Source organism: Hymenobacter antarcticus (assembly GCF_039539545.1).
In the GTDB taxonomy this organism is placed as follows: domain Bacteria; phylum Bacteroidota; class Bacteroidia; order Cytophagales; family Hymenobacteraceae; genus Hymenobacter; species Hymenobacter antarcticus.
In genome coordinates this window covers 403,747-428,059 of the sequence record NZ_BAABDI010000001.1, presented here as the reverse complement: position 1 = coordinate 428,059, position 24,313 = coordinate 403,747, and the positions used below count along the sequence as shown (strand labels likewise).

The following is a 24,313-nucleotide window of genomic DNA, read 5'->3' as shown; positions in this document are numbered from 1 at the left end:
CATTAGGCGTGCCGACAATTAAATAAAAAAACACCTTCCGCAACAATCAAACCCCAGCCTCATTCAATCAAATTACAGACGCAAACGAAACTTCGCCGTTCAGCTTATCAGCAGGTCTTGCTAATTGAGGTTGAGGTTACGCTGCAACCCATCGGCAGTAGCGGGTGCTGAGATGCAGCGTCCCAGGCATACTTATTCACTCACAAATACGCGCTTCACCCGCTCGCTCACGTTGGTGAGCAGCTCGTAGGCAATGGTACCAATGCGGCTAGCTAGTTCCGGCAGCGGCAGGCCCTCGCCGAACACCAAGGCCACGTCGCCCGCCCGGGCCTGGGGAATGTTGGTAACATCGGCCATGCACATATCCATGCACACCGAGCCCACCAGCGGAGCCGCCTGCCCGTGAATGAGTACGGTGCCCGCGCCGTTGCCGAAGCGCCGGTCGTAGCCGTCGGCGTAGCCAATGGCCAGGGTGGCAATGCGGCGCTCGCCGGTGGTGGCGGTGCCGCGGCGGCCGTAGCCCACGGTGTGGCCGGCGGGCAGGGTTTTTATCTGGGAGATGGTGGTGCGCAGCTGGCTCACCGGCCGCAGGGCGGCGGGCTCGGCGGTGTTGCTGGCATCGACGCCGTAGAGGCCGATGCCGAGGCGCACCATGTCGAACTGCGCGTCCGGGAAGCGCAGGATGCCCGCCGAATTGAGAGCGTGCTTGAGCACGGAGTGCCCTAATGCCTCTTCCAACGTGGCGGCCATGCGGCGGAAGGCTGCCAGCTGCTCCTGGGTGAAATCGTCGTGGGCAGAGTCGTCGGCGGCGGCCAGGTGCGTCATAATACTGGCTACGGACAAGTGGGCGGCGTGCTCACGGAGCAGCTTGACCAAGGCGGGTAAGTCGGCTTCGTCGAAGCCGAGGCGGCGCATGCCGGTATCGAGCTTGAGGTGGATTTTGGGCGCGGGAAGGGGCTGCTGAAGAAGTGGAGCAGCCTCGGGCGAATCAAACGTCGCCAGGTACTCGTGCAGCATTTCGAAGGAATAGATTTCGGGTTCCAGCCGGTAGCGCCGCAGGGTGTCGAACGAATCCGGGGCCGCGTTCATCACCATAATGGGCAGGCTGATGCCGGCTTCGCGCAGGGCCACGCCTTCGTCGGCGTAGGCCACGGCGAGGTAGTCGGCGCGCTGAAATTCGAGCAGGCTGGCTACTTCGTAGGAGCCCGCGCCGTAGGCGAAGGCCTTCACCATCACCATGAGCCGAGTGCCGGGGCGCAGCTGGCGGCGGTAGTGCTGCAGGTTGTGGCTGAGGGCGTCGAGGTTGACTTCGAGCACGGTGCCGTGCTGCTGGGCCTGGAGCGCGGCCACGATGCGCTCGAACCCGAAGCGGCGTGCTCCTTTGATAAGGATGGTTTCGTGGGCGAAATCGGCGGGGCTGAGCTGGGCGAGAAAGGCCTCGGTAGTGGGGAAGGTTTGAATTAAAAATCGAGAATTGAAAGTTAAAAATGAGTCCGGGTCAGTGGGAGTGCCGGGGGTTCCTGGAGTCTCTTCCGTCTCAATTTTTAATTCATAATTTTTAATTTTTAATTCCCTGGAAATCTCCTCCCCGATGCCCACTACGCGGCTCACCCCGGCGGCGGGCAGCAGGGCGGCTACGCGGGCATAGAGGTCGGCTCCGCTCAGGCCCGATTCCAGCACGTCGCTCAGAATGAGGGTGCGGCGGCCGGGGCGGCTCTGGCGGGCCAGGGCGTTGAGGGCCAGGGCCAGGCCGGCGAGGTCGTTGTTATAGGTGTCGTCGAGGAGGTAGGAACCGTGGCGGCCGAGCTTCATTTCGAGGCGCATGGCCACCGGGTGCAGGCGGGCCAGCCGGCGCTGAATCTCGGCGGGCTCCACCTGCCGGTGCAGCAGCACGGCGAGGCAATGCAGGGCGTTTTCAACCGACGGCTCATCGGCAAAGGGCAGAGTGAAATCAGCGGTGAGGCCCGTGGCGGCGTAGTCGGCACGCAGGCGGGTGTAGTTGGTGGGAGCTGATTCGGTGGTAAAAAGGATATCGGCGGGCTGCTCGGGTTGGCGCGTCCAGGCAAAGGCGGGCAGCTGCCGGGTGGCTACGACGGCGCGCACCAGCGGCTGGTCGACGCAATAGAACAGGCGCTGAAACTGCGGCCCCGCGAATAGCCGAAGCTTCTCCAGCAGCTTTTCTTCGGCCGACGCAAAGCCGGCATCGTGTGCGGTGCCCAGCATAGTGAAAATCCCCTCCGTGGGCCGGATAACCGCTGCCAGGCGGGCCATCTCCCCTACTTCCGAAATGCCGGCCTCGAAAATACCCAGGGTATGGCGCTCGGGATTTAACTCCCACACGCTGAGCGGCACGCCCACCTGCGAGTTGTAGGAGCGCGGCGAGCGGCAGATATCCTCGTCGGGGCTGAGCAGCTGGGCCAGCCACTCTTTCACGATGGTTTTGCCGTTGGAACCGGTGATGGCCAGCACTGGCCCCGCGAACCCGGCGCGGTGGGCCGCCGCCAGGGTTTGCAGCGCCGCCAGCGGGCGGGCTACCACCAGCAGGCCCGCTTCGGGGTAAGCGGCCAGGCCGCCGGGCAGGGCCGCTCCTTCTTCGATAACAAACAGCCGCACGCCCTGGGCGTAGAGGTCGGGCAGGTAGCGGTGGCCGTCGTGGCTGGGGCCGCGCAGGGCGAAGAATACGGCCCCGGTGGGCAGGCCCACCCGGCGGCTGTCGAGCAGCAGGTGGCGGACTTCGGCCGTGGCCTCGGCGGGGGCTTGCAGCAGGTGGCCGGCCAACAGGGCCGGGAGCGTCAGGAACTGGGGGAGCGGCATGATGGCGCAAAGGTCCGGCAAAAAACGGGGCCGACGGGGGCCCGGCCACCGCCGGAAAAACGGCGGCACCTGAAGCGCTCAGGAGCCCGTTTTCAAATCAAACCTCGTCACTACCTGTGTTTTGGCTATTTATTCGTAAATCGAACGCACTATCTCTCACCTCACTCTTCTTGACCTATGAGACTATCAACATTTCGGCACGGCGCGCTGCCGTGGGTACCGGCCGTGGCGCTGGCCCTGAGCGCGTGCAGCCCCAAAACCACGGCGGTGATGACCGCGCCAGCCGCGCCGGTGGCCACGGCGGCGCCCTCGGCGGCCCCGGCCGGGCCGGCTTTTCAGATTCCGGTGGAATACTACACCCTGCCCAACGGGCTGCGGGTGGTGCTCTCGCCCGACCACACCACGCCCACGGCCACGGTGGCGGCGTACTACGCGGTGGGCTTCCGGACGGAGCCACGCAACCGCACGGGATTCGCGCATTTGTTTGAGCACCTGATGTTTCAGGGTTCGCAGAACCTGGGCAAGAACGAGTTTATCGGGCTGATTCAGAAGAACGGCGGGGCGCTGAACGGCTCGACGCGGTTTGATTTCACGAACTACTACGAGGTGGTGCCGGCCCACAAGCTCGAAACCATTCTGTGGGCCGAAGCCGACCGGATGCGCGGGCTGGCCATCAACCAAAGCAACCTGACCAACCAGCAGGGCGTGGTGAAAAGCGAGGTGCGCGTGAATGTGCTCAATCAGCCCTACGGCAGCTTTCCGTGGATTGACATGCCCATGAAGGCCAACAAAAACTGGAACAACGCCCACAATTTCTACGGCGACCTGAAGGACCTCGACGCGGCCAACCTGACCGATGCCAGGTCGTTTTTCAAAACCTACTACGCGCCCAATAATGCCGTGCTGGCCGTGGTGGGCGACTTCGAGCCCGCCGAGGCCAGGGCCTGGGTGCTGAAATACTACGGCACCATTCCCAGCGCCCCGCAGCCGCCTAAGCCCGACCTCACGGAGCCCCGCCAGGAGCAGGAGCAGCGTTTCAGCCAGGACGATAAGCTGGCCACCAAGCCGGCGCTGGCCTTCGCCTACCACATGCCCGACCGCAACACGCCGGAGTATTATGCCCTCATCCTGCTCGACCAGATTCTGCTGCAAGGCAACGACAGCCGCCTCTACCAAGCCCTGGTGCAGCAGCGCGGCTACTCCGATGGCGTGAGCGGCGGCATCAACGCGGACCTGGGCAACCAGTTCAACTACAACGGCCCGATGCTGTGGATGGGCAGCCTGATTTACGACCCCAGCGTGCAGGCCGATTCGGTGGTGCGCGTGCTGGACCGGGAGATTAACCGGCTGGCCCAGAACGGTATCGACCAGGCCACGCTGGATTTGGCGATGGTGAAAATCCGCTCCGCGTTCTACGACCAGGTGAGCGGGTCCGACAATTTCGGGCGGGCCGATTTGCTGGCCGCGTTTGCCCTGTTCGATAACGACCCGACCCGCATCAACCGCCTCGAAAGCGAGTTTCGCAAGGTGACGCCGGAGCTGATGCAGCGTACTATTAAGGAATACCTGCGGCCCGGCAACCGCACCATTATCACCGTCAACCCGCTGGCCAAAGGCTAGTCCTTCCCTCCTGTTTTCGCCATGAACAAGCTACTTATCGGGCTGCTCAGCGCCGCCCTGGTTGCCACGGCCGCGCCGGGAGCGGCAGCGCAAAAAGCCCCCGCAAAACCCGCTCAGAAACCTACTACCCGCGCCGCTGGAGTTGCCAAGGCCCCGGCCGCTGCCAAGGTGGCCGCGCCCGAAGGCGGCACCCCACGCGACTTCACGCTGCCCGCCAAGGAAGAATTCACCCTCGAAAATGGCCTGCGGGCCCGGCTGGTGCCCTACGGCCAGGTGCCCAAGGTGACGATGATGGTGGCCATTCAGGCCGGCAACGTGCACGAGGCCGCCAATGAAGTGGCCCTGGCCGACCTGCTGGCCCGCCTGCTGCAGGAAGGCACCGCCACGATGAGCGCCACCCAGCTGGCCGATAAAGTGGCCCGCATGGGCGGCTCGCTCAGCATCTCGGCCGGGGCCGACCAAACCACACTCCGCGCCTCCTGCCTGAGCGAGTATGCCCCGGAGCTGGCCACGCTGCTGGCCGAGGTGGTGATGAACCCGGCCCTGCCCGCGTCCGAAGTTCCGCGCCTCAAAGCCGACCTGAAACGGCAGATGAAACTGGCGCTGGCCCAACCCGGCGTACAGGCCCGCCAGCAGTTTACCGGGGCGCTCTACGGCAGCCACCCCTACGGCCGGCCGCTGCCCACTGATGCCCAGATTGATGCCCTGACCCCGGAAATGGCGCAGAGCTTCTACCAGAACCAGTACGGGGCCCAGCGCATCAGCGTGTACGCGGCGGGCCTGTTTGATGCGCCGGCGCTGCGCCGGGCCATCACCAGCGCCTGGAAGGATTTTACCAAGGGTCCGGCCCCGCTCATTGAGGTGGCCAGGCCCATTACCCGGGGCAACCTGCTGACCCAGGACCGGCCCAACGCGCCGCAGTCCACCATCGTGGTGGGCCTGCCGGTGGTGGACCCCAGCCACCCCGATTTTATCCGGCTGCGGGTGATGAACTCGCTGCTCGGCGGCTCGTTTGGCTCGCGCATCACCCGCAACATCCGGGAGGACAAGGGCTACACCTACTCGCCCTACAGCTACACCGAAACCCACTACCGCGCCGGCAACTGGAGCCAGAACGCCGACGTGACCACCGCCGACACCTACAACTCGCTGCGCGAAATCATGTACGAAGTCGAGCGGCTGCAAAAGACCCCGCCCCCGGCCGATGAATTGAAGGGTATTCAGAATTTCGAGAGCGGCATGTTTGTGCTCCGCAACTCCACGCCCAGCGGCATTATCGGCCAGCTCAACACCCTCGACCTGCACGGCCTGCCCGAAACCTACCTGACGGAGCAGGTCAAGAACATCAACGCCGTCACGCCTCAGCAGGTGAGCGAAATTGCCCGCAAGTACGTGCGCCCCGAAGCCATGACCATTGTGGTAGTGGGTGACAAAAAGCAGATTGACCCGCAGCTGAAGAAGTTTCAGGCGGAGCGCAAGAAGCCGCTGTAACCTGCCTCCGGCCCCTTCTTCAGAAAAGAGAAGAGCCTGTCTGAGAATCGTTAGGCACCCGTCTTTTTTGGAGAGGGGCCGGGGGAAAGGTTACACCGCCAGCGACGGCTGGGGCACATGTTGGGTGAACATTTCGACCCCCACACTCAAGTCTTTGGCCGAGGTCATGCCCAGGCGGATATCGGGAATAAAACGGATATATGCCTCTCCTGTTCATAATCAAAATTGATTACGTTCCCGATGTTATAACCCGTGATTATATTTGATACATGAACCTGCAACAGCTTACCTACCTCGTGGCTCTGGACACGCACCGCCAGTTTGGCCTGGCCGCCGACAAATGCCATGTGAGCCAGCCCGCCCTCAGTGTGCAGGTGCAAAAGCTGGAAGAAGAGCTGGGCGTCCTGCTTTTCGACCGCACCCAGCGCGGAGCCGAACCCACGGCAATTGGCACCAAAGTCATTGCCCAGGCCCGCCTGGTGCTGCGCGAGGCCCAACAGCTGCGCGAGGTGGTGCAGGCCGAAAAGGGCGAAGTAGTGGGCGAGCTGCGGCTGGGCGTAATTCCCACGCTGGCCCCCTACCTGGTGCCGCGCTTCCTGGTGAGCCTCACCACGGCCTACCCCAGCCTGCGGGTACGCATTGAGGAGCTGCGCTCGGAAGAAATCATGCAGCAGCTCAAAGACCACCGCCTCGATGTGGGCCTGCTGGTGACGCCCCTCGACGACCGGCAGCTGCGCGAATTGCCCCTGCTGGATGAGCCTTTTCTGGTGCTGGCCTCGGCAGGCCACCCGCTGGCGGCGCAGGCCACCGTGCAGCCCGCCGACCTGAAAGCGCCCGGCCTGTGGCTGATGCAGCAGGGCCATTGCTTTCGCAACCAAGTGCTTAACCTGTGCGGGCCGGCCTCGCCCAGCGGGTCCATCACGTACGAGAGTGGCTCGATTGAAACGCTGAAGGAGCTGGTGCGCCGCCAGAGCGGCTACACGCTGGTGCCCGAGCTGGCCGTGCTCGACGAAGTGGATACCAACCCGCTGCTCAAGCGCTTTGAGGCGCCGGCCCCGGTGCGCGAGGTGAGCCTGGTGGTGCACCACGGCTTTGTGCGAACCACCCTGCTGACAGCTTTGCGCGACTTGATTCTGGCCAGTGTACCGGCGCGGCTGCACGCGGGCAAAGCCGGAGACAAAGTACGGTGGCGCTAAAACCCGGCTACTATCGTTAGCCAGCTGGCGGGGTGAGAGTTATCAACTGCTGTTACGCACGCTCATTGTTACAGCGCCTCGGGGCATGTAGCGCGGACTTTGTAGTCCGCGAGTCTGCGCCGCTACAACCACTACACGGCGCTGACTCGCGGACTACAAAGTCCGCGCTACATACTGCTGCGTAACAGTAGTTATCAATTTCCAGCCTGGGCCTGCGCGGGGCACACCCGCTGTAATCTTCTTGAATACGAAGGCAATAAATCCGAATTTTTGATTCCTGCGTATTCGTAAATTCTTGCGCGCAGCGACAGTCTGCTAAGGCCGGAAACAATCGGCTGCCCTGCTGCATTAGCAACGCTGCGCATTGGCTTTTTCACCTGCTACCACGTCTGCTACCGCGCTCAATGTGCGCTTGCCGCAATGGCAAGGCGTACCTCTTCCTTCCTTTCTTTCCAGTATTGCTTATGCCACTCATCGCCGTGCGACTGCTGTCCCTGTGGCTGCTTTTGGCCGGCCTGGCGTACCCGGCCCAGGCCCAAACGGCCGGCACCGATAGCCTGCGCGGGATACTGGCCCATACCCCGGCCGACTCCAGCCGGGTGCTGCTGCTGCTGAAGCTGGCCCATACCTACCGGGCCTCCCGGCCCGACTCGACCCTGCACCTGGCCCAGCAGGCCTGGCAGCTGGCCCGGCAGGTGGGATTTGCTAAGGGCCGGGGCCGGGCCCAGGGCATGATAGGAGCCGCTTTGCGGGAGCGGGGCGAGCTGCCCAAAGCCTTTGCCAACCAGTTGATTGCCTTGGAAATCAGCCAGAAGACTAATGACCTGGAAGGCGAGGCCAGCAGCCAGAACGCCCTGGGCAACATCAGCTTCGACCTGCGGCAGTACCGCCAGGCCATCTACTACTACTCGCGGGCCCGGGCACTTTATGCCCGCCTCAACCTGCCCCACTGGCTGGCCGGCTCAGTCACCAACATCGGCAGCTGCTACGAAAAGCTGGGCGTGCTCGACTCGGCCCTGCTGCGGCAGCAGGAAGCCGAAAAGCTCATTGCCCGGCACCCGCGCCCGCGCCTGGCGGCGGCGCTGGCCCTGCGCAACATGGGCGTAGTGCAAGCCCGCCTGGGCCACCCCGCCGAGGCCATGCGCTACTACCGCCGCGCCCAGCGCGAGACCTATGCCAACAACGACCTGCGCAACCGGGCCATGACGCACTACCACATGGCCATGCTGTACCAGCGCCTGCACCAGCCCGATTCCAGCCTGGTACACGCGCGACTGGCCGTGCAGGCCGCCCAAAAAGTATCGTTCCGCCTCACGATAATGGAGGCCAGCAGCCTGCTGACCCGCCTCTACCAGGCGCGCCACAACGTGGATAGTGCTTTTCACTACCAGGGCTTATACATCACGGCGCACGACCAGCTATTTGGGCCCGAGAAGTTTCAGCAGCTGCAGCTATTGTCCTTCAATGAGCAGCAGCGGCAGGTGCGGCAGCGCGAGGCCGGTGAAAGGCAAACCGTGCGCTACCAGCGCTCTGGACTACTGGCCGGTCTGGTTTTTTTGTTGCTGATGGCGCTGCTGTTCTGGCGCTCCAGCCAGCAGCAGCGCCGGGTCAATGCCCAGCTCAGCGAACGCAACAGCCAGATAAAAGCCCAGCGCAACGACCTGAGCAAGGCTCTGGAGGAGCTACGCGCCGCCCAAACCCAGCTGGTAGCCGCCGAGAAGTGGGCGTTTGTGGGCGAGTTATCGGCCGGCATCGCCCACGAGCTGCAAAACCCACTGGCCTTCATGCAGAACTTTGCCAACGTGAGCGTAGCCCTGCTCGACCCTGATGCCAGGCCAACGGCCCGGGACCGCACCCCGGGCCTGGAGCAGGAAATACTGGCGGGCCTGCGGCAAAACCTGCGCGAAATCAGCCAGCACGGGCAGCGGGCCTCGGCCATCATTGCCGACATGCTGGCCCACGCCCGCACCGGCACCAGCCAGCAGGAGCTGGTCGACCTCAACGCCCTGGTGGAAGAAAACCTGCGCCTGGCCTACTACGGCTCGCCCGTGCCGGACGGCACCACGGCCGTTGAGCTGCACACCAGCTTTGGGGCCAATCTGGCGCAGATATCGGTAGTGCCCAGCGAGTTGGGCCGGGCCCTGCTCAACCTGTTTGCCAACGCGCTGTATGCGGTGCGCCACCGCCAGCAGCAGGGCGAAACCGGCTACCGGCCGCTGGTGAGCGTGAGCACCCGGCGCGTGGGAGAAGAAGTAGAAATCCGGGTGCACGACAACGGCGTTGGCATGTCGGAGGCAACAGCAGCGCAGGCTTTTCAGCCATTTTTCACCACCAAGCCGATGGGCGATGGCACCGGCCTGGGCCTCTCCCTCTCGCACGACATCGTGGTGAAGGGCCACCGTGGTACCTTGAGCGTGGAATCGCGGGAGGGCGCGTTCACCGAATTCACGGTGCGCGTGCCGGCCTGATGATTGTACCCGTCGTTTGCCCCCTTATTTCTGCATGAAATTTCCCCGCGTTTTTTTCGGCCTGAGCCTGGCCCTGCTGCTGACCACCTGCGCCCGACGCCCCACCAAGCTACCGATTTATGATGTGGTAATCAACCACGTAACGCTGGTCGATGTGCTTACGGGGCAGCTCACGCCCAACCAGGTAGTGGCTATTTCGCGGGGTAAAATCGTGGAAGTGCAGCCGGCTGATAAGGACAGCTACGCCGCCCGGCAGTACGTGAACGGCAACGGCCGCTACCTCATCCCAGGCCTGTGGGACATGCACGTACACTTCCGGGGCGGCGACAGCCTGGCGGCGGCCAATAAAAAAAGCCTGGCGCTGTTTCTGGCCCACGGCGTGACCACGGTGCGCGACGCGGGCGGCGACCTTACCCCCAGCATTTTCCAGTGGCGGCAGGCCATGGATGCCGGCCAGCTGGCCGGGCCGCGCATCTTTACCTCCGGCCCCAAGATTGACGGCCCCAAGGCCTACTGGCCCGGCTCGCTGGAAGTGGAAACCCCGGCCCAGATTCGCCGGGCGCTCGACTCGCTGCAACGGCTGAAGGTGGACTACGTGAAGATTTACGACAGCAAAATCTCGGGCGCGGCCTACCTCGAAACCATCCGGCTGGCCCAGCGGCGCGGCCTGAAAACCACCGGCCATATGCCCTACTCCGTGACCCTGGGCGAGGCCGTGAAGCGCGGCCTCGACGCCACCGAGCACCTGTACTACGTCTTCAAAGCCTGCTCCGGCAAGGAGGACAGCCTCACGGCGCTGGTGCGCAACAGCCTGAAAACGCCCAAACCGCTGGGCCTGTTCGCGGTACTGCCCGCCGTGTATGACACGTACAGCCCCGCCGCCGCCGCCCGCACGTTCGCGCTCATGGCCCGGCACCGCACGGCCGTGGTGCCCACGCTCCACATCGGCAAAACGCTGACGGAGCTGCCCGAAAACGACCACGCCCAGGACAGCCTGCTGGCCTACATCGACCCAAAAATCCAGGCCACTTACCAGCGCCGGCTAGCCAGTGCCCGCCAGCAGTCGCTGGCAACCCGCAACTTCAACCAGAAGCTGGAAGCCAAATTCCTGAGCCTGATACCGCAGATGCAGGCCGCCGGCGTTCCCATCCTGGCCGGCTCCGACAGCGGGCCGTTCAACTCGTTCATCTACCCCGGCGCGTCGTTGCAGGAGGAGCTGCTGCTACTGGTGCAGGCCGGCCTCACGCCGCTGCAGGCCCTGCAGGCAGCCACTATCAACGGGGCCCGCTTCATGGGCGTGGCCGAGCGCACGGTGGCCATCGCCCCGGGCCGGGATGCCGACCTGGTGCTGCTGACCGGCAACCCGTTGGAAAACATCGCCAATATCAAAAACATTGATGCGGTGATTTCGCGGGGCAAGGCCTACCCGGCCGCGACGCTGACCAGCCTGATGCGAAGTATCCGGAATCGGTAAGCGGAAACGGTTTAGCTATTCCACCGTTTTGGTAAACGGAAACTAGAGGTCATGCCTGCACGAGAGGTGACCCGCACGGCTGGTTTCGCTGCCCTTTGGTCAACGAGGGACGCCACGGCGGTACAACTGCCGATACCCCGCCACGCCCTGTACCTCGGAAAATTGTTTCAGTTCCTCATTCCAAAACACGTAAGCACCCTTGTTCACATAGGCATAGGTTCGCAACGTCACGTCGTAAAACAGACAGACGCCCGGGGCATAAAACGTGTCGGCCACGTGGTTTAAGGCCACGGTGCGGTGCACGCCAAAACGGGACAACCGCGCGTGCTTTTGTTGCTGCTGCGGGAAAGAAACTATCAGGGCCACCGGCACCCGGTCGCGCAGCAGGAGCGCCGCAAAGTGGCAGTAACTGGGGGGAAAGAGCGTCTCCAACCCGGCGGCGGATGCCGTGTCCACGAGGCGTTCCAGGTGCGTGACCGCCAACACGGGAATGATTTTCAGTTGGCTCGTTTTCCGAAGCGCCACTTTCGTGGGAAACACCGCTTGGTGGTAGGGGCCAGCCGTAAAATACGTGAAATGGTTCCCTTTGACCAGGTAACTGTAAACGTTTCGGGCGGCCCGCTCTTGGTTGTAGCCCTGTGCCCCGCAGGCAGGCCGTTGCGCAACGACGACCCGCGCCTGAAGCAGGGATGTCAAGAGCAGGAAAGCGAAACAAGTCCGGTTCATAGGAAGAGAGTACGCTGTGAAGAGCCAGGTGGGAACGGGGGCATCGGCTCCTTCGGGAGGATGGAACGACCGGCTTTTTTGTATAGAGTACAAAGCACCTCCTTTTCCACACGAGCCAGCCAAAATAAACCCTCCTTTCCCTGAACAGTTAGCTTTTTGCCTCTGCGCAAGCTGAGGGTTGCGCCCGTGGCTTGGTTAAAGTTCAGGAAACTGGTTTACCATTCAAAGTTTACGAAACGCCACCTGGAGACGAGTTACCTAAACTCCTTTGCGGTGCCTTCGCAACGCCTCTGGCTAGAAACCGAATCCAATTCGGAAGCCAGTGCCCAACCGCTGCCCGCTCTGCAGGGCCGAGTAGAAATCGACGCGCAGCACTTTCAGGATGTGCTCGACGCCGGCACCCAGCTCCACGTAGTGGCCGGCCCGGGCGGTGGTGAGGTAGTTGAGCGAGGCCACTTCCTGCCACTTCAGCTTGCGGAAGAGCGGGACTTTGTTGAAAAAGAAGCCGTTGAAATGGTGGTCGTAATGGGCTTCGATGTAGGTGTTGTTGGTGCTGAAGCGGTAGTAGTCGAGCAGCTGGAAGTTGCTGAAGTTGCCGGCCAGGATGGTTTGATTGCCGGAAAAGTGGCGGTAGTCGATGAAGGTCATGCCTTCCTGCCGGCCCACGAAGCCGCCCGCGCTCACCTGGAAGTTGCTGGTACCCAGCAGGCCCAGCGGCACATTATCGCGCACGCCGGCTTGCAGCAGTAGGTAGCGCACATCGGCCCCCAGCACGCGCGGAATGGCCAGGCGGCCCTGCACGTTGAAGGTGGGCCACTTCGAGCCGAGGTTGAACTTGCCATCGGGCCGGTTGATGTAGCGCTGGCCGGGCCGGTAGTCAGCCGAGAGGCCCACGGTGAGCAGCTGGCTGCGGCCGAAGCCGGTATCGGCCAGCTCGTCGCTCAGGGGCCGGTTCGGGGTGAAGGCGCGGCCGGGCACGTCGCGCAGCAGGCGGTTGGTGGTGTTGTCGAGCTGGCGGCGGTCGAAATAGGCGGCGGTGGCGCGCAGGTTCAGGCCGTTCACGGGCTCGGAGAGGTAGCTCAGCTCGGCCCCGTCGCGGCGATAGAGCTTGGCGTAGTTGCGGTTATTAAGCAGCGTGTAGACCGTGTTGATGAGCGGCGTGAGCTGCGAGTTCTTATCGAAGTTCTCGATGGTGCGGCCGGCCAACAGGCCCACTTGCTGGCGCTTGGCGGGGTGCAGCTGCCAGGCCAGGTTCAGGCTGGGGCTGAGCTGCTCGCTGCTGAAACCGTAGCGCAGCACGGGCGTGAGGCTAAAAAACCGCCGGTCGTCGGTGCGCTGGCTGAAGGTGGCCTGGGCATTGAGCACGGCCCCTTCCACGGTATTGTACTGAAAAATCTGGGGCAGGGGGAGCACGGACACCGAGCGTTTGCGGAAGGTGTTCTGGTGGGTGTAGCCGCCCAGCACCAGGTTGATGGGCTCGAACTTGTTGCGCTTGCGGTCCATCGAGTCCTGGTAGGGGCGCGAGCGGCGGAGGACTTCGGTGCTGTCCTTGGTGCGGTAGTCCTTCGTTTCCTCGTCGGTGAGCGGCACGGGGCGCACCTGGTCCCAGTAGGCCGAGTCGCGCTCGTTCACGCCTTTTTCCACCAGCTGCACTTCGTTGCGGCCCATCCGGGCGAAGGGGTCGTTGCGAAGCGAGTCGCGCCGGGCCTGCTTCACTTTCTGGCGCACCTGGCCGTTGAGGCCGCGCAGGTCGGGCTTGCGCTTCCGGATTTGGGCGGCGGTTTCCTGGCCGATGGGGGCCGCGTCCTTGCCCTCGGCCACTACCGGCGGGGCGGCCTTGGCCACGGGCGGCGTGGGGTAGGTGGGTACCACGTTCGAGTAGTTGGACAGCACGGCGTTGATGTAGCCCGAGCCCTTGAAGCCCAGGCCCGACAGGTTGGCCGTGACCTGCTGCGACTGGATGAGCCAGACGTTGGAGTTGCCGGGCGCGGGGGCGTACTGCTGGGCAATGTGCAGGTTATCAACGTAGTCAATCTGGGCATCCTGGTCCAGGTTCAAATCAACGGAGTGAATGCGCCACGAGTCGTCGACGATGTAGATGAAGCCGGCGAAAACCGGGTCGGTGCGGCGGCGCGGCAGCACCCGGATTTTGTGCACCGTGACGCCGCCCTGCGGGGTGCTGCCCACCAGCTCATACTTGTAGAAGAGCATGGCGTTGGCCGCGATGGGCGACACGAACCCGCGCTCCGAAAAAGCCGGCTTTATCAGGTTCTCGTAGAAGCCCAGGTTGCGCCCGGCGCTGGCCCGGTTGAAGCTCAGGCCGCGCGAGTCGCCGCTCACCCGGCTCGATATCATGCGCTCCTTCACGATGTTGGGCTGCGTGAAGCTGAAATCGGACAGGCTTTCGGAGAGGTAGAAAATGCCCTTTTTGATGTCGGGGCCCAGCTTGAACAGGCCCATGATTTTGGCCGGCGTGTCGTTGATGCGGCCCAGGCTTTTGATGTAGATGCGGGCCCGATAGGCGGCCACCTCGCGCTTGTGGTAGGCCCGCCACTGCTGCGCCTGCTGAATGATGGCGTAGGCCGGGTCGCGGTCCGAGGATTTCACCAGCACCTCGCCCAGGTTGTAGGCCTCGGGCTGGAGCGTGATGTTGACGGTCAGCGTGGAGTCGCCGCCCGGCACGCGCACCGGCTCAATGTGCGGCCGGTAGCCCACGTACTGAAACACCAGCTCGTACTGCCCGGCCGGCAGCCGCAGCTGAAACTGGCCCTGCTCGTTGGCCCCCGTGCTGGTGGCCGCGCCGCGCACGGCCACGTTGGCGAAGGCCAGCCCTTCCTTATTGGCCCCGCGCACCGTGCCCTTGATAACGCCGGCACGGCTGAGCAACGGGGCGCTGGTCAGCACCAATACCAGGGCAATAAAACGTAGCGTATTGAACAGCATAACCAGTAATAATTGGCAGAAAAGGTGCAGCCAAGGTACGGCCGGCTTACTACTGATGCTGCTGCCGCGCCAACGGTTGCCTGAGAAGCGGTTGGTATTGGCGGGGACGTGTACCCCGAATTTCCAATTCGGCCCGTGCAGGTTGTTGGCACGACCAATCCTGCTGGCGCGCACGGGCCGAATTGGAAATTCGGGGCACACGTTCCCACCGCTTCTCGCTGGCGCGAGCCGCTGTCCGGTTTTCAGGCCACTACTTCCTCGGCCAGGGGCGGCAGGGCAGCGGCGCGGGCATCGGCCCGGGCGGCATACCAGGCGTTGAGGCCCACGCCCAGCAGCACCAGGGCCATGCCGGCGTAGGCCAGCGGCCCAAAGGTTTCGGCAAAAAACAGGTAGCCCAGGCCCAGCGCGTAGAACATACCCAGGTAGTTGAGCGGGGCCACCCGGCTGAGGCGCTCCAGCTGGTAAGCCCGCGTCATGGTGAGCTGCGCGCCCTGCGTGAACGCCCCGCAGGCCAGCAGCCAGAGCCAGTCGGTGCCGTGCGGGGTTTGCCAGTTGAAGAGGCAGGCTACGGCGGCGATGGGCAATGAAATCAGCGGGAAATAAAACACGATGACCAGCGGGTGCTCGCGCCCGCGCAGCTTGCGGATGGCGTTGTAGCTCAGCCCCGAAACCAGTGCCCCCACCACCCCAATACCCAGGTAGAGCAGGCCCGCGCCCGGGGCCGCTTGCGCTACGTGCGCCACGGCGGGCCCGCCCTGCTGCACCAGCAGCACCCCGCCAAAGCTCAGCCCGAAAAACACCCACTGCCAGCCCCGCACCGGCTCGCGCACCAGCCAGATGCCCAGCACCGTGGTGAAAATGGGGGCCAGGTATTGAATCGTGACAGCCGTGGCGAGCGGCAGATTCTGCAAGGCCAGAAAGTAGCAAATCAGCGCCAGGGCCCCGGTGCTGCCCCGGCTGATGAGCAGGCGGTGATTATTGCCGAACGGGGCCACGCCCAGCCGCCGCAGAGCCACGTAGCTGACCACGATGGAAAAGATGGAGCGAAAGAAAATAATTTCCAGCGCCGGCAGGTGGTGCAGCTGCTTCACGCAGGCATTCATGCCCGCGAAGAGCAGGGTACTGAGCAGCATTTGCCGAACGCCGGGCGTGAGGTTATTTAGCATTTACCGATTAACATCCGACAACCCTCATCTATCGTTTGGGTATTTCCGTCTGGCAACTAGGCACGGGTAACGAACTTCAGCCGGCATTGTTAGAAATGCGCCGCTTCGGACATCCATCGCGCACCGCGTGGTACCAACCAATTGTTACCTGTTAATTGATACTTGTTACATGTTCAAATCTCCCGACAAAGCCCCCAAGCAGTACACGCCCGGCGAGGCCCTGCAAAAAATCGCCGCCTTCTGCGCCTACCAGGAGCGCAACCAGAAGGAGGTAGCGCTGAAGCTGAAATCCTACGGCCTGGACGAGGACGAGGCCGGCGAAATCATCATCCGCCTGAGCCGCGAGAAGCTCTTGGATGAAGAGCGGTTTGCCCAGTCTTTCGTGCGCGGACACTACCGCCACAAGAAATGGGGCCGCCGCCGCATCGTGCAGGACCTCAAGCAAAAAGGCCTCAGCGAATACTGCATCAAATCGGGCATGAAGGAGATTGACGGCGAGGAATATTACCAGAACCTGGTTAGTTTAATGGAGAAGAAGGACCGCCAGGAAAAGGAGAAAAACCCCAGAGTGCGCCGCATGAAAATCTCGCAGTATCTGACGGGGAAAGGGTACGAGCAGGACTTGATAAAAATGGCGCTGGACGACTTGGGAAAAGTGCCGGAGGATGAGGAGTAACCCTGTGTTGCCATAATGAACGTCATGCTGAGCTTGCCGAAGCATCTCTACCTCAATACTAATTTAATTACTTACGCGGTAGAGATGCCTCGGCTGCGCTCGGCATGACGTTCTGCATTACTGCTTCGGCCCCACTTTCGGCATCACCAGTTGCTGGCCCAGCACTACGCGGCGGCCGGTGAGGGTGCGCAGCATGGGCACGAGAATCTGTTGGGCGTTGCGCTGGGTTTGGGCCAGAATACCGGCTTGCAGCGCGGCGTTGCGCACCTGCACTTCGGCGTATTTGTAGCCCTGGTCGACGAGGTCGGCATCCTGAAAAAAGCCGTTTTCGGTGCTGAATACGCGGCTTTGGTCGTGCCGCACCTGGAAGGAGCACAGCTCGGGCGCGGGCAAGTACACGCGTACCACGGTATCACCCTCAAACACCACATCCTGCGGGCGGATTTTGCGCAGGTCGAGGCAGCCCACGGCTTCGCCGCCCACCACGAGGGCTACTTTGGCATCGGGTAGCAGTGGGTAGCGGCTGGCCTTGCGGTACTCCACAATGTCTTTGAACTTGTAGCGCACCAGCTCCAGCTTGCCCAGGGCTTCTACCTGGGTGAGCACGGTATTGTGGGTGACGGTGACTTTGGGCTCGGCATTCAACGAGTTGAGGCCATCGAGGGTGGGGCCGATTTTCTGCCACAGAAACCAGCCCAGGCCCACTAAAAACAACAACGGCAACAGGCGACGAACGAGGCGAATGAGATTCATAGGGTATAAAGTACGCAGGTTGGGGCGTGGCGTTGGGGCGGGCTAGCTTTGTGGCTTGATGCGCGTACCTGACTTCGTTCGATTGCTGGCCCGACGCCTGTGGCCCTACCACCGGGCGCTGCTGGCGGGGCTGTGGGTGCTGGTGCAGCTGCTGTTTCTGGGCAAGTTCCACGGGCCGCACTCCGCCAACGACAGCTCCCGCTACCTGGCCTACGCGGCCAACATTGCCGAGTGCGGCTACTTCGAGCCCGGCCACAACCTGCGCTACGTGCTCTACCCGCTGTTCCAAAGCCTATGGCTCTGGCTGGGGCTGGGCTGGTGGGGCATCGTGGCGGGCCAGATGGCTGTTTCGGCGCTGGCCACGCGGGCCATTTACCGGGGCACGCGCCGCCTGGCCGCCGGGCAAAGTGGCGCGGCCGCGCTGGCCACGCTGCTCTTCATTGCCTGGCCCGATATTCAGCAGTTCAACGTTTTCCTGCTCACCGAGTCGTTGTTTATCAGCCTGTTGGCGCTCTCGTTTGGGGCTTTCACCCGCCTGCAACGCGGCCGACCCCGCGATTGGGCGCTGCTCATAGTCATTCTGGTGCTTACCGTACTGGCCCGCCCCAACGGGTTTATGGTAGCGCTGGCCGCCGCTCTGGCCGGCCTCGATGCCCTGCGCCGGGCCCCCGACCGCCGGCCGTGGCGGGCGGCGCTGCTGGCCCTGGTGCTGCTTTCGCCGCTGCTGTGGCTTGCGCTCAATCACCAGCTCGCCACCTACTACCTGATGGACACCTACCAACGCGGCGAGCTGATTTTCCGCTACCAGCTCTGGGCCGTGCATCAGGCCGCGCCCTTGCAGATGCCGCCCAACGGCACCGGGCCGGTGGCGCGGGTGCTCTATTTCGCCGCGCACAATCCCATTTATTTGGGCCGGCTGATGCTGGGTAAGCTGTTCGTGTTCGTCAGCTACCTCAAGCCGCACTACTCGCTGGCGCACCGGGCCGTGGGGGTACTGGTGCTGTGGCCGGCCTATTGGCTGGCGGGGCGCGGGGCGCGGCGGGCCAGCATCTGGCAGCCGGCGCGGGTATTTCTGGCGGCCGTGTTTCTGCTCCAAACCGCTATTGTCATGCTCACGGTTGATGACTGGGACGTGCGGTTTCTGGCCCCGGTGCTGCCGGTGGTATTCGTGCTGGCAGCGCTGGAGCTGCAACGACTTTGGAAGGCTTCCATTGAGGCAGAAACGCCTCAGTCCGCGGCTCTACATTCGGTGCCCAAACCTTGCCTCCCAGCCGGCCCACGCTTGTAGCCCGCCGGTGTGAATGGCTACCACCGTGCTGCCGCGCTGGAAGTAGCCGTTCTCAATCATATCCAGCACACCAAGGAGCAGCTTGCCAGTATAAATGGGGTCGAGCAACACCCCGTGCCGCGTCCGGAACTGCTCGATAAACGCCAGCAGCTCTACCGAGTATTTCGCGTAGCCGCCGCCGTGGTAGCCGGTTTGCAGCGAGTAGTTGCTGAATATTTCACCCGTGGCCTGCCGCGTCAGCGCATCCACCTCAGCTCGCAGGAAACCACCGTTTTTTAGCGCGGCCACGCCTACCGCATGCTGCCGCCCGGCCAGGCCAGTGAGTAGGCCCGCCAGCGTGCCGCCGCTGCCTACGGCCACAGCCAGCACATCAAATTCAACGTGCTGCCGGACTTCGGCCACCAGCTCGGCGCAGCCGGGCAGGGCCAGCGCATTGGTGCCACCCTCGGGCAGCACGTAGGCCGGGCCGAACTGCGCTAGTTGCGCAGCCAGGAATCCCGGCTCGGCCCGGCGGCGGTAGGCCGTCCGGTCGAGGTAGTGCAGCGCCATGCCATCTGCCACGGCCTGGGCTAGCGTGGGGTTGAGCGGGGTTCCGACTGTCGGCACATCGCCCCGAATCAGGCCGATGGTTTTCAGGCCGAACAGCCGGCCCGCCGTGGCCACGGCCGCAATGTGGTTGGAGTAAGCCCCGCCAAACGTGAGCAGCGTATGGTGGCCCTGCTGCCGGGCGGCCACCAAGTTGTACTTCAGCTTCCGGGCCTTATTCCCGGGCAGGTCGGGGTTGGCCAGGTCGTCGCGCCACAGCAAGAGCCGCACGCCGTGGGCCGCCGCCACGGGTTCGCGCAGTTCCTGGATGAGGGAATGCTGGGACATTGAATTTTGAATTAAAACTGAAAAATTAAAAATGCAGGCTCGGTCATTTTTAATTTTTCACTTTTAATTTTGAATTAAAAATTCAATGTCCCAACGGTAGCGGTAGCAGTAGCGCCGGCTAGACCGCTACTGCCAGCTCTTCCTCGCTGCGCTCCCGGCGGCGGGCCACGTACCCGGCCACGCCCAGCAGCGCCAGCAGCAGCGCGATGCTGGCCGCCAGCGACACCCCGTTGCCCACGGCGTAGGATTTGGGCTCGAATTTGAAGTCGATGGTGTGCGCGCCGGCCGGTACTTGCAGGGCCCGCAGCACGTAGTTGGCCCGGATGTGGGGCACCGGCTTGCCATCGATAAAGGCCTGCCAGCCATCGGCGTAGTAGATTTCGGAAAAGACCACCAGGCCGGCCTGGGTAGCGTTGTAGCGGTACTTCAGCTCGTCGGGGCTGTAGCCGGTGAGGGCGATGCTAGAGCCGGCGATGTTGTAGGTAGCGGCCTTTTGCTGCGGAAACTTGCTGGCATCTACCACGGCCACGGTGGCCGGGCTAATGGTGTTGAGGGCAGCCATCTCGGCATCGGGGCTGGCCACGGGCTGTACTTCGCTCACAAACCAGGCATTGCCCAGCGCACCGGGGTTGCGCTGCACCGGCTGCTTGGCGTCGCCGGTGATGAGGTAGCGCATGTTCAGCATGTTGAGCACCTGCTGGTTGTTGGTCGAAATCTGGCGCTCGATGAGGTCCTGGTAGCGGCGCAGCTTGGCCCCGTGGTAGCCCCCGATGCTATTGTGGAAGTAGGAAGTCTGGGCTTCGTTGAAGGGGTTTTGCAGGTTGAGCACGCGGTAGCTCAGGTCCTTATCCTGCAAAATCAGCTGGTCGGCCGGGCTGGGCTGGAATTCCTCGGCAATGGTTTCGCGCTGGAATTTATTCTCGCCGAGGTAGCGCTTGTCCACGCCCCACAGGTCTACCAGCACCAGCGCCACCATAATGGCCGCCGCCGGCAGCACCGCCAATTTGCCCCGCAGGTGGAAATACAGCACGCCCAGCGCCGCCCCAATGAAGAGCAGCCCGCGCCACACGTCGTTGCGGAGCAGGTCGGCGCGGTCGGCGCGCAAGGCCCCCAGCAGTTCCGGGGTGAAGCCCTGCTTGGTCAATTCCCCATCAATCGGAGCCGAGAAATCGAAGCTGAAGCTGGCCAGGTACGCCAGCACACACAGCCCCGCCGCAATTGCGCCGGCGTACAATACCTGCTTAGTTAAGAGTTGAGAGTTAAGAGTTAAGAGTTTCTCCGAACTAGCAACTCCTAACTCTTCACTCTTCACTCTTAACTCCCTTCGGCCCAGCACGCGGCTGAGCGCCAGCGCGCCCAGGATAGGCATGGCCAGCTGCGCGATAACCAGCGCCATGCTCACCGCCCGGAACTTGTTGTAGCCCGGCAGCAGGTCGAAAACCAAGTAGTTGAAGGTTTCAAAATTCTTGCCCCAGGCCAGCAGAATGGAGAGAATGGTGCCCGCCAGCAGCCAGTAGCGCGTGCGCTTATCCACCACGAACAGCCCTAGAATAAACAGAAAACACACCACCGCACCCATGTATACCGGGCCGGCCGTGAAGCTCTGCTGACCCCAGTAGGTGGGCATAGCCGCCAGATATTCAGCGGGCAAACCGGCTTTGGCCAGGTTAGAATCGGTGCTGAGCGGCATCTGGCTAGCCCCGCCGTAGAAGTTGGGAATCAGCAGAGTAATGGTTTCGCCCACGCCGTAGCTATACTGAAAGGCGTAGTCGCGGTCGACGCCCGAGCCGGCATCTTCGGGGTTGGCGGCCGGGGCCTGGCCGGGCGCGGTTGGCGCGGCCGTCTTTAGCTCGCTGGGTCCCCGGTTGCTGTATTTGCTGTATTCGGCGGTGGTGTAAAGGCGGCCGAAGCTCACGCCCACCGCCAGCGCCGCACCCAGGCCCAGCAGGGCCGTGCGCTTGCCAAACTCCGGCAGCCGGCCAGCGCGGGCAGCCGAAACCAGCTCGATAACGCCAAAAATGGCCACCAGCAGCAGCAGGTAGTACGTAATCTGAAGGTGGTTGACGTGGATATTCAGCGTAAGGCCCACGGCAAACAGGGCCGCGCCCAGCCACTTATCGCGGCGATACGTGACCAGCAAACCACCCAATACCAGGGGAGCGTAGGCCAGGGCCAGGCTCTTGGTGTTGTGGCCAGCGGCCAGAATGGCAATGTTGTAGCTCGAAAAGCCCAGGGCCACGGCCCCGGCCACGGCCACCAGCGGCCGCACGCCCAGCGCCACCAGCAAAATGTAGCCGCAGAGCAGCGCCAGAAACAGGTTGGCCACCACGGCGGGCAGGCCCAGCGTCATGGCCTTCTGCAGGTAGGTCGACCAGTCGCCCGGAAAGTGCAGGCTGATGAGGTAGGTAGGCATGCCCGAGAACATGGAGTTCGTCCACAAGGCCTCCTTGCCCATCACCTTGGCGTATTCCTGCGCCTCGTGCGCGCCGCCCTGAAACTGGGTGATGTCGTGCTGCGCCAGCGTTTTGCCCTCGAACATGATGGGCGAAAAGTATACGCAGGCCAGCACCACGAAGAACAGCACCGCCAGCACGTGTGGCAAAGCCCGCTGCCACCACGGCGCGGATGAAACAGGGGCAACAGAAGCAACAGCAGCCATCAGGGCAATTTTGGGGAAAATGAAAACGTGCCCGAAGGTACAGTAGAACCAGCTCGCGCGAGGTTTCGCGAGGTGAAAAGAGGTGAAAAGAGGTGTCGCAAAGTTGACGCTCAATCAACCCTTGCGAAACCTCTTTTGCCCTCGCGAAACCTCGCGCGATTATTTTACCTCCTCAAAATCAACGTATTCCCCGCCTTTGAACCCGGCCGGCTTGTCGCGCTCCGGCGCCGTGGGCGGCACGTAGTCGATGTGTACTTCCCCGGGCTGCGTGGCCGGGCGGCCGCCGTCGGGCCGGGCCTGGGGCGGCACTACAAAGCCGCCGTTGCGCATCTGCTTGCGCACGAAGCCGGCCAGTACCAACCGCAATACAATGGGTGCCAGGTAGCGAACCGCGAAAAAAACCAGAATCAGAATGAGCCAGAAACGCATAAAGCTTCAAACGTAAATAATGACCGCAAGGTACGGCCCGTGCCGGCTGACGGCTTGGCAGTACGTTGGTTTGACCAGCCATTTCTTCAAGCCATAAATGCATCGGGCATTACCCAAACCCGTCTGTGCTCAACAAAAGCCGAACCCGTTTGATGAAGCAGGAAGAAACGTAGTGAATATGGCCTGACTAACACAATAAGAAGGACCGGAAAGTGGTTCCCTGCGCTAGTGGTGGGCTGTTGCCTACTTTTGACCGCTACCCTTTCATTCTCATCTTCTATTTCCTTTCGTGAAGCACTTTTCCTTTCTGGCCCTACTATTTTTCAAAACCTTAGTCGTACAGGCACAAAACGACAAACCGCTTCCAATCATCAGTTCTCCGGTGCCGGTGTCCGCTCCGGTCAGAGCGTCAAACCCGAACTCCTTTCAGCGCTATGAATGGGATGTCAGTGTTGACGCTTCTTTCGTTTTACCCTCTTTTTATCAAGTATATGCCAATGGATACTACGGCAACTCATTATATGCAGGCGGCAATGGCTATTACGGGTATGGGTATGGTAACAGTGGTGTGTTTACCAACAGCCGCTCGACCCGCCTGATGCTACGCAAAAATGAAACAGTGACCAATGCGACGAATATTCCCCTTCGGAAGGGCGCTTATCGAGCCACGCTATACTTAAGTGGCAACCAGCAGTCGGTTTCCGGTGACTCCCTTGTCTTTAACGTGGCCTCTGGTGACTACTACTTCCTGAATCGAAACAACGCTATTTCCCTGTCGACCTCCTTGGGATATGAGTGGCAGCACCAAGTCGGCAAATTCCAGTTTTTCTACGGCTATGATGTTTTTCTGGGATATCTAGCTACCACCGAAGAAGGCACCTTGCGCAATGCCACTGGCCGGCGAGAGGCAACCAGCTACGACTATCACTCCCTCCGGGCGGGCGTATCGCCCGTTGCAGGAGTAAAATTCTTTATCCATCCCAGATTTTCACTCTCGCTTGAATCTGCTTACTCCTTTTCGTATTTTAGAAGCACGGCCAAGTTTTCTGGACCAGTCTACGGTTATTTCAGTCGCAGCTACACGGAAAATGGTTTTAGCTATGGTTTGAAACCTGTTTCGGCTATCAACGCCACTTTCCACTTTGGCCAGGTCAATCCTTGAAGGAGTATTTCTACGGCCGGCACCTTCGCTTCCGTTACCGTCGCGATATAATAGCGCAGACTTTTTCTGGCCGATGAGTTGCGCGGCTTCCGGCGCGGTGCTTATCTTTGCAGTCCCTTCCAAAACCGTTGGCGGGCAATAAGCCTCTTTAGCTCAGCTGGTAGAGCAGCTCATTCGTAATGAGCAGGTCGTTGGTTCGAGTCCAATAAGAGGCTCAGTAGTACAAAAAAGCCCGAAAAACTTCTCTGCGCTTAGCAGAAGTTGTTTTTCGGGCTTTTTGCGTTTCCATTCCCGCGCCCGTTAGCTCGGGCTGGCAGGCTCCCAGTTACTCAGGTCTGAAAAAATACATAGCAAAATACCCGAAAGCAGGTATTGCGCCGCTCGATTAAAGTGACAAGATTTGCTCCTTGCCTTTCTGTTTCAATTCGTTCGGTCTCCTACCTGGACTACGCCTGCCTCACTACGGCCCTGCTTTTCCGATGCTGGCCTCGGTTCAACGGACAGCTATCTGGTGAAACCGGCCGCTGATTTTCATCCTTGCTCATGAAACAACTGGCGCGTTTATCCTGGCTTTT

The 24,313-nt window shown here is 62.1% G+C and carries 16 protein-coding genes and 1 tRNA gene; 9 read left to right on the top strand and 8 right to left on the bottom strand.

The window, feature by feature from the left end; genetic code table 11:
- Positions 1-192: 192 nt before the first annotated feature.
- Entirely contained in the window at positions 193-2,814 is a 2,622-nt protein-coding gene (alr, locus tag ABD819_RS01785; protein WP_345120311.1) for an alanine racemase, read from the bottom strand.
- 177 nt (positions 2,815-2,991) lie between these two features.
- Here alr and ABD819_RS01780 point away from each other — a divergent pair, with 177 nt between their 5' ends.
- The 5 genes from ABD819_RS01780 (at position 2,992) to ABD819_RS01760 (ending at position 11,063) form a co-directional block, all read left to right on the top strand.
- Positions 2,992-4,434 carry a M16 family metallopeptidase gene (locus ABD819_RS01780; RefSeq protein WP_345120309.1) on the top strand — a complete coding sequence of 481 codons (1,443 nt, stop codon included), beginning with the start codon at positions 2,992-2,994 and terminating at the stop codon, positions 4,432-4,434.
- A 21-nt stretch (positions 4,435-4,455) separates the two neighbouring features.
- On the top strand, positions 4,456-5,925 hold the full coding sequence (locus ABD819_RS01775; protein WP_345120307.1) for a M16 family metallopeptidase: 1,470 nt from the start codon (positions 4,456-4,458) through the stop codon (positions 5,923-5,925).
- A 269-nt stretch (positions 5,926-6,194) separates the two neighbouring features.
- Positions 6,195-7,121 (top strand): hydrogen peroxide-inducible genes activator, encoded by a 927-nt coding sequence (locus tag ABD819_RS01770; RefSeq protein ID WP_345120305.1) that lies wholly within the window; start codon positions 6,195-6,197, stop codon positions 7,119-7,121.
- Between the two features lie 464 nt (positions 7,122-7,585).
- Complete coding sequence (locus ABD819_RS01765; RefSeq protein ID WP_345120303.1) at positions 7,586-9,589, top strand: ATP-binding protein; 2,004 nt, start codon at positions 7,586-7,588, stop codon at positions 9,587-9,589.
- Between the two features lie 34 nt (positions 9,590-9,623).
- Positions 9,624-11,063 (top strand): amidohydrolase family protein, encoded by a 1,440-nt coding sequence (locus ABD819_RS01760; RefSeq protein WP_345120301.1) that lies wholly within the window; start codon positions 9,624-9,626, stop codon positions 11,061-11,063.
- A 99-nt stretch (positions 11,064-11,162) separates the two neighbouring features.
- On the opposite strand, the gene ABD819_RS01755 is transcribed toward ABD819_RS01760, so the two are convergent.
- From ABD819_RS01755 to ABD819_RS01745, 3 genes are all read right to left on the bottom strand, one after another.
- Complete coding sequence (locus tag ABD819_RS01755; RefSeq protein ID WP_345120299.1) at positions 11,163-11,759, bottom strand: hypothetical protein; 597 nt, start codon at positions 11,757-11,759, stop codon at positions 11,163-11,165.
- Between the two features lie 324 nt (positions 11,760-12,083).
- Entirely contained in the window at positions 12,084-14,732 is a 2,649-nt protein-coding gene (locus tag ABD819_RS01750) for a DUF5686 and carboxypeptidase regulatory-like domain-containing protein (RefSeq protein ID WP_345120297.1), read from the bottom strand.
- 242 nt (positions 14,733-14,974) lie between these two features.
- The gene (locus ABD819_RS01745) at positions 14,975-15,898 is read right to left on the bottom strand and encodes a DMT family transporter (RefSeq protein ID WP_345120295.1); all 924 of its coding nucleotides are present in this window, start codon (positions 15,896-15,898) and stop codon (positions 14,975-14,977) included.
- A gap of 169 nt (positions 15,899-16,067) precedes the next feature.
- Between ABD819_RS01745 and ABD819_RS01740 the strand changes: the two genes are divergently transcribed.
- Complete coding sequence (locus tag ABD819_RS01740; protein WP_345120293.1) at positions 16,068-16,574, top strand: regulatory protein RecX; 507 nt, start codon at positions 16,068-16,070, stop codon at positions 16,572-16,574.
- Between the two features lie 117 nt (positions 16,575-16,691).
- Here ABD819_RS01740 and ABD819_RS01735 read toward each other — a convergent pair whose 3' ends face one another.
- Entirely contained in the window at positions 16,692-17,327 is a 636-nt protein-coding gene (locus tag ABD819_RS01735) for a DUF4230 domain-containing protein (RefSeq protein ID WP_345120292.1), read from the bottom strand.
- Positions 17,328-17,385: 58 nt separating this feature from the next.
- Between ABD819_RS01735 and ABD819_RS01730 the strand changes: the two genes are divergently transcribed.
- Entirely contained in the window at positions 17,386-18,615 is a 1,230-nt protein-coding gene (locus ABD819_RS01730) for a glycosyltransferase family 39 protein (RefSeq protein WP_345120290.1), read from the top strand.
- On the opposite strand, the gene ABD819_RS01725 is transcribed toward ABD819_RS01730, so the two are convergent.
- The 3 genes from ABD819_RS01725 to ABD819_RS01715 all read right to left on the bottom strand — a co-directional run bounded on the left by ABD819_RS01725 (position 18,568) and on the right by ABD819_RS01715 (position 22,576).
- Positions 18,568-19,488: a 1-aminocyclopropane-1-carboxylate deaminase/D-cysteine desulfhydrase gene (locus ABD819_RS01725; RefSeq protein ID WP_345120288.1), complete on the bottom strand. Its 921-nt coding sequence runs from the start codon at positions 19,486-19,488 to the stop codon at positions 18,568-18,570. The two genes, ABD819_RS01730 and ABD819_RS01725, sit on opposite strands and share 48 nt — an antisense overlap.
- 118 nt (positions 19,489-19,606) lie before the next feature.
- Entirely contained in the window at positions 19,607-22,147 is a 2,541-nt protein-coding gene (locus ABD819_RS01720) for a YfhO family protein (protein ID WP_345120286.1), read from the bottom strand.
- A 159-nt stretch (positions 22,148-22,306) separates the two neighbouring features.
- Complete coding sequence (locus ABD819_RS01715; protein ID WP_345120285.1) at positions 22,307-22,576, bottom strand: DUF4834 family protein; 270 nt, start codon at positions 22,574-22,576, stop codon at positions 22,307-22,309.
- A 289-nt stretch (positions 22,577-22,865) separates the two neighbouring features.
- On the opposite strand from ABD819_RS01715, the gene ABD819_RS01710 reads away from it, so the two are divergent.
- Both ABD819_RS01710 and ABD819_RS01705 read left to right on the top strand, forming a co-directional pair.
- Entirely contained in the window at positions 22,866-23,738 is an 873-nt protein-coding gene (locus tag ABD819_RS01710; RefSeq protein ID WP_345120283.1) for a hypothetical protein, read from the top strand.
- 142 nt (positions 23,739-23,880) lie between these two features.
- A tRNA-Thr gene (locus ABD819_RS01705) sits at positions 23,881-23,953 on the top strand.
- Positions 23,954-24,313: the final 360 nt, after the last annotated feature.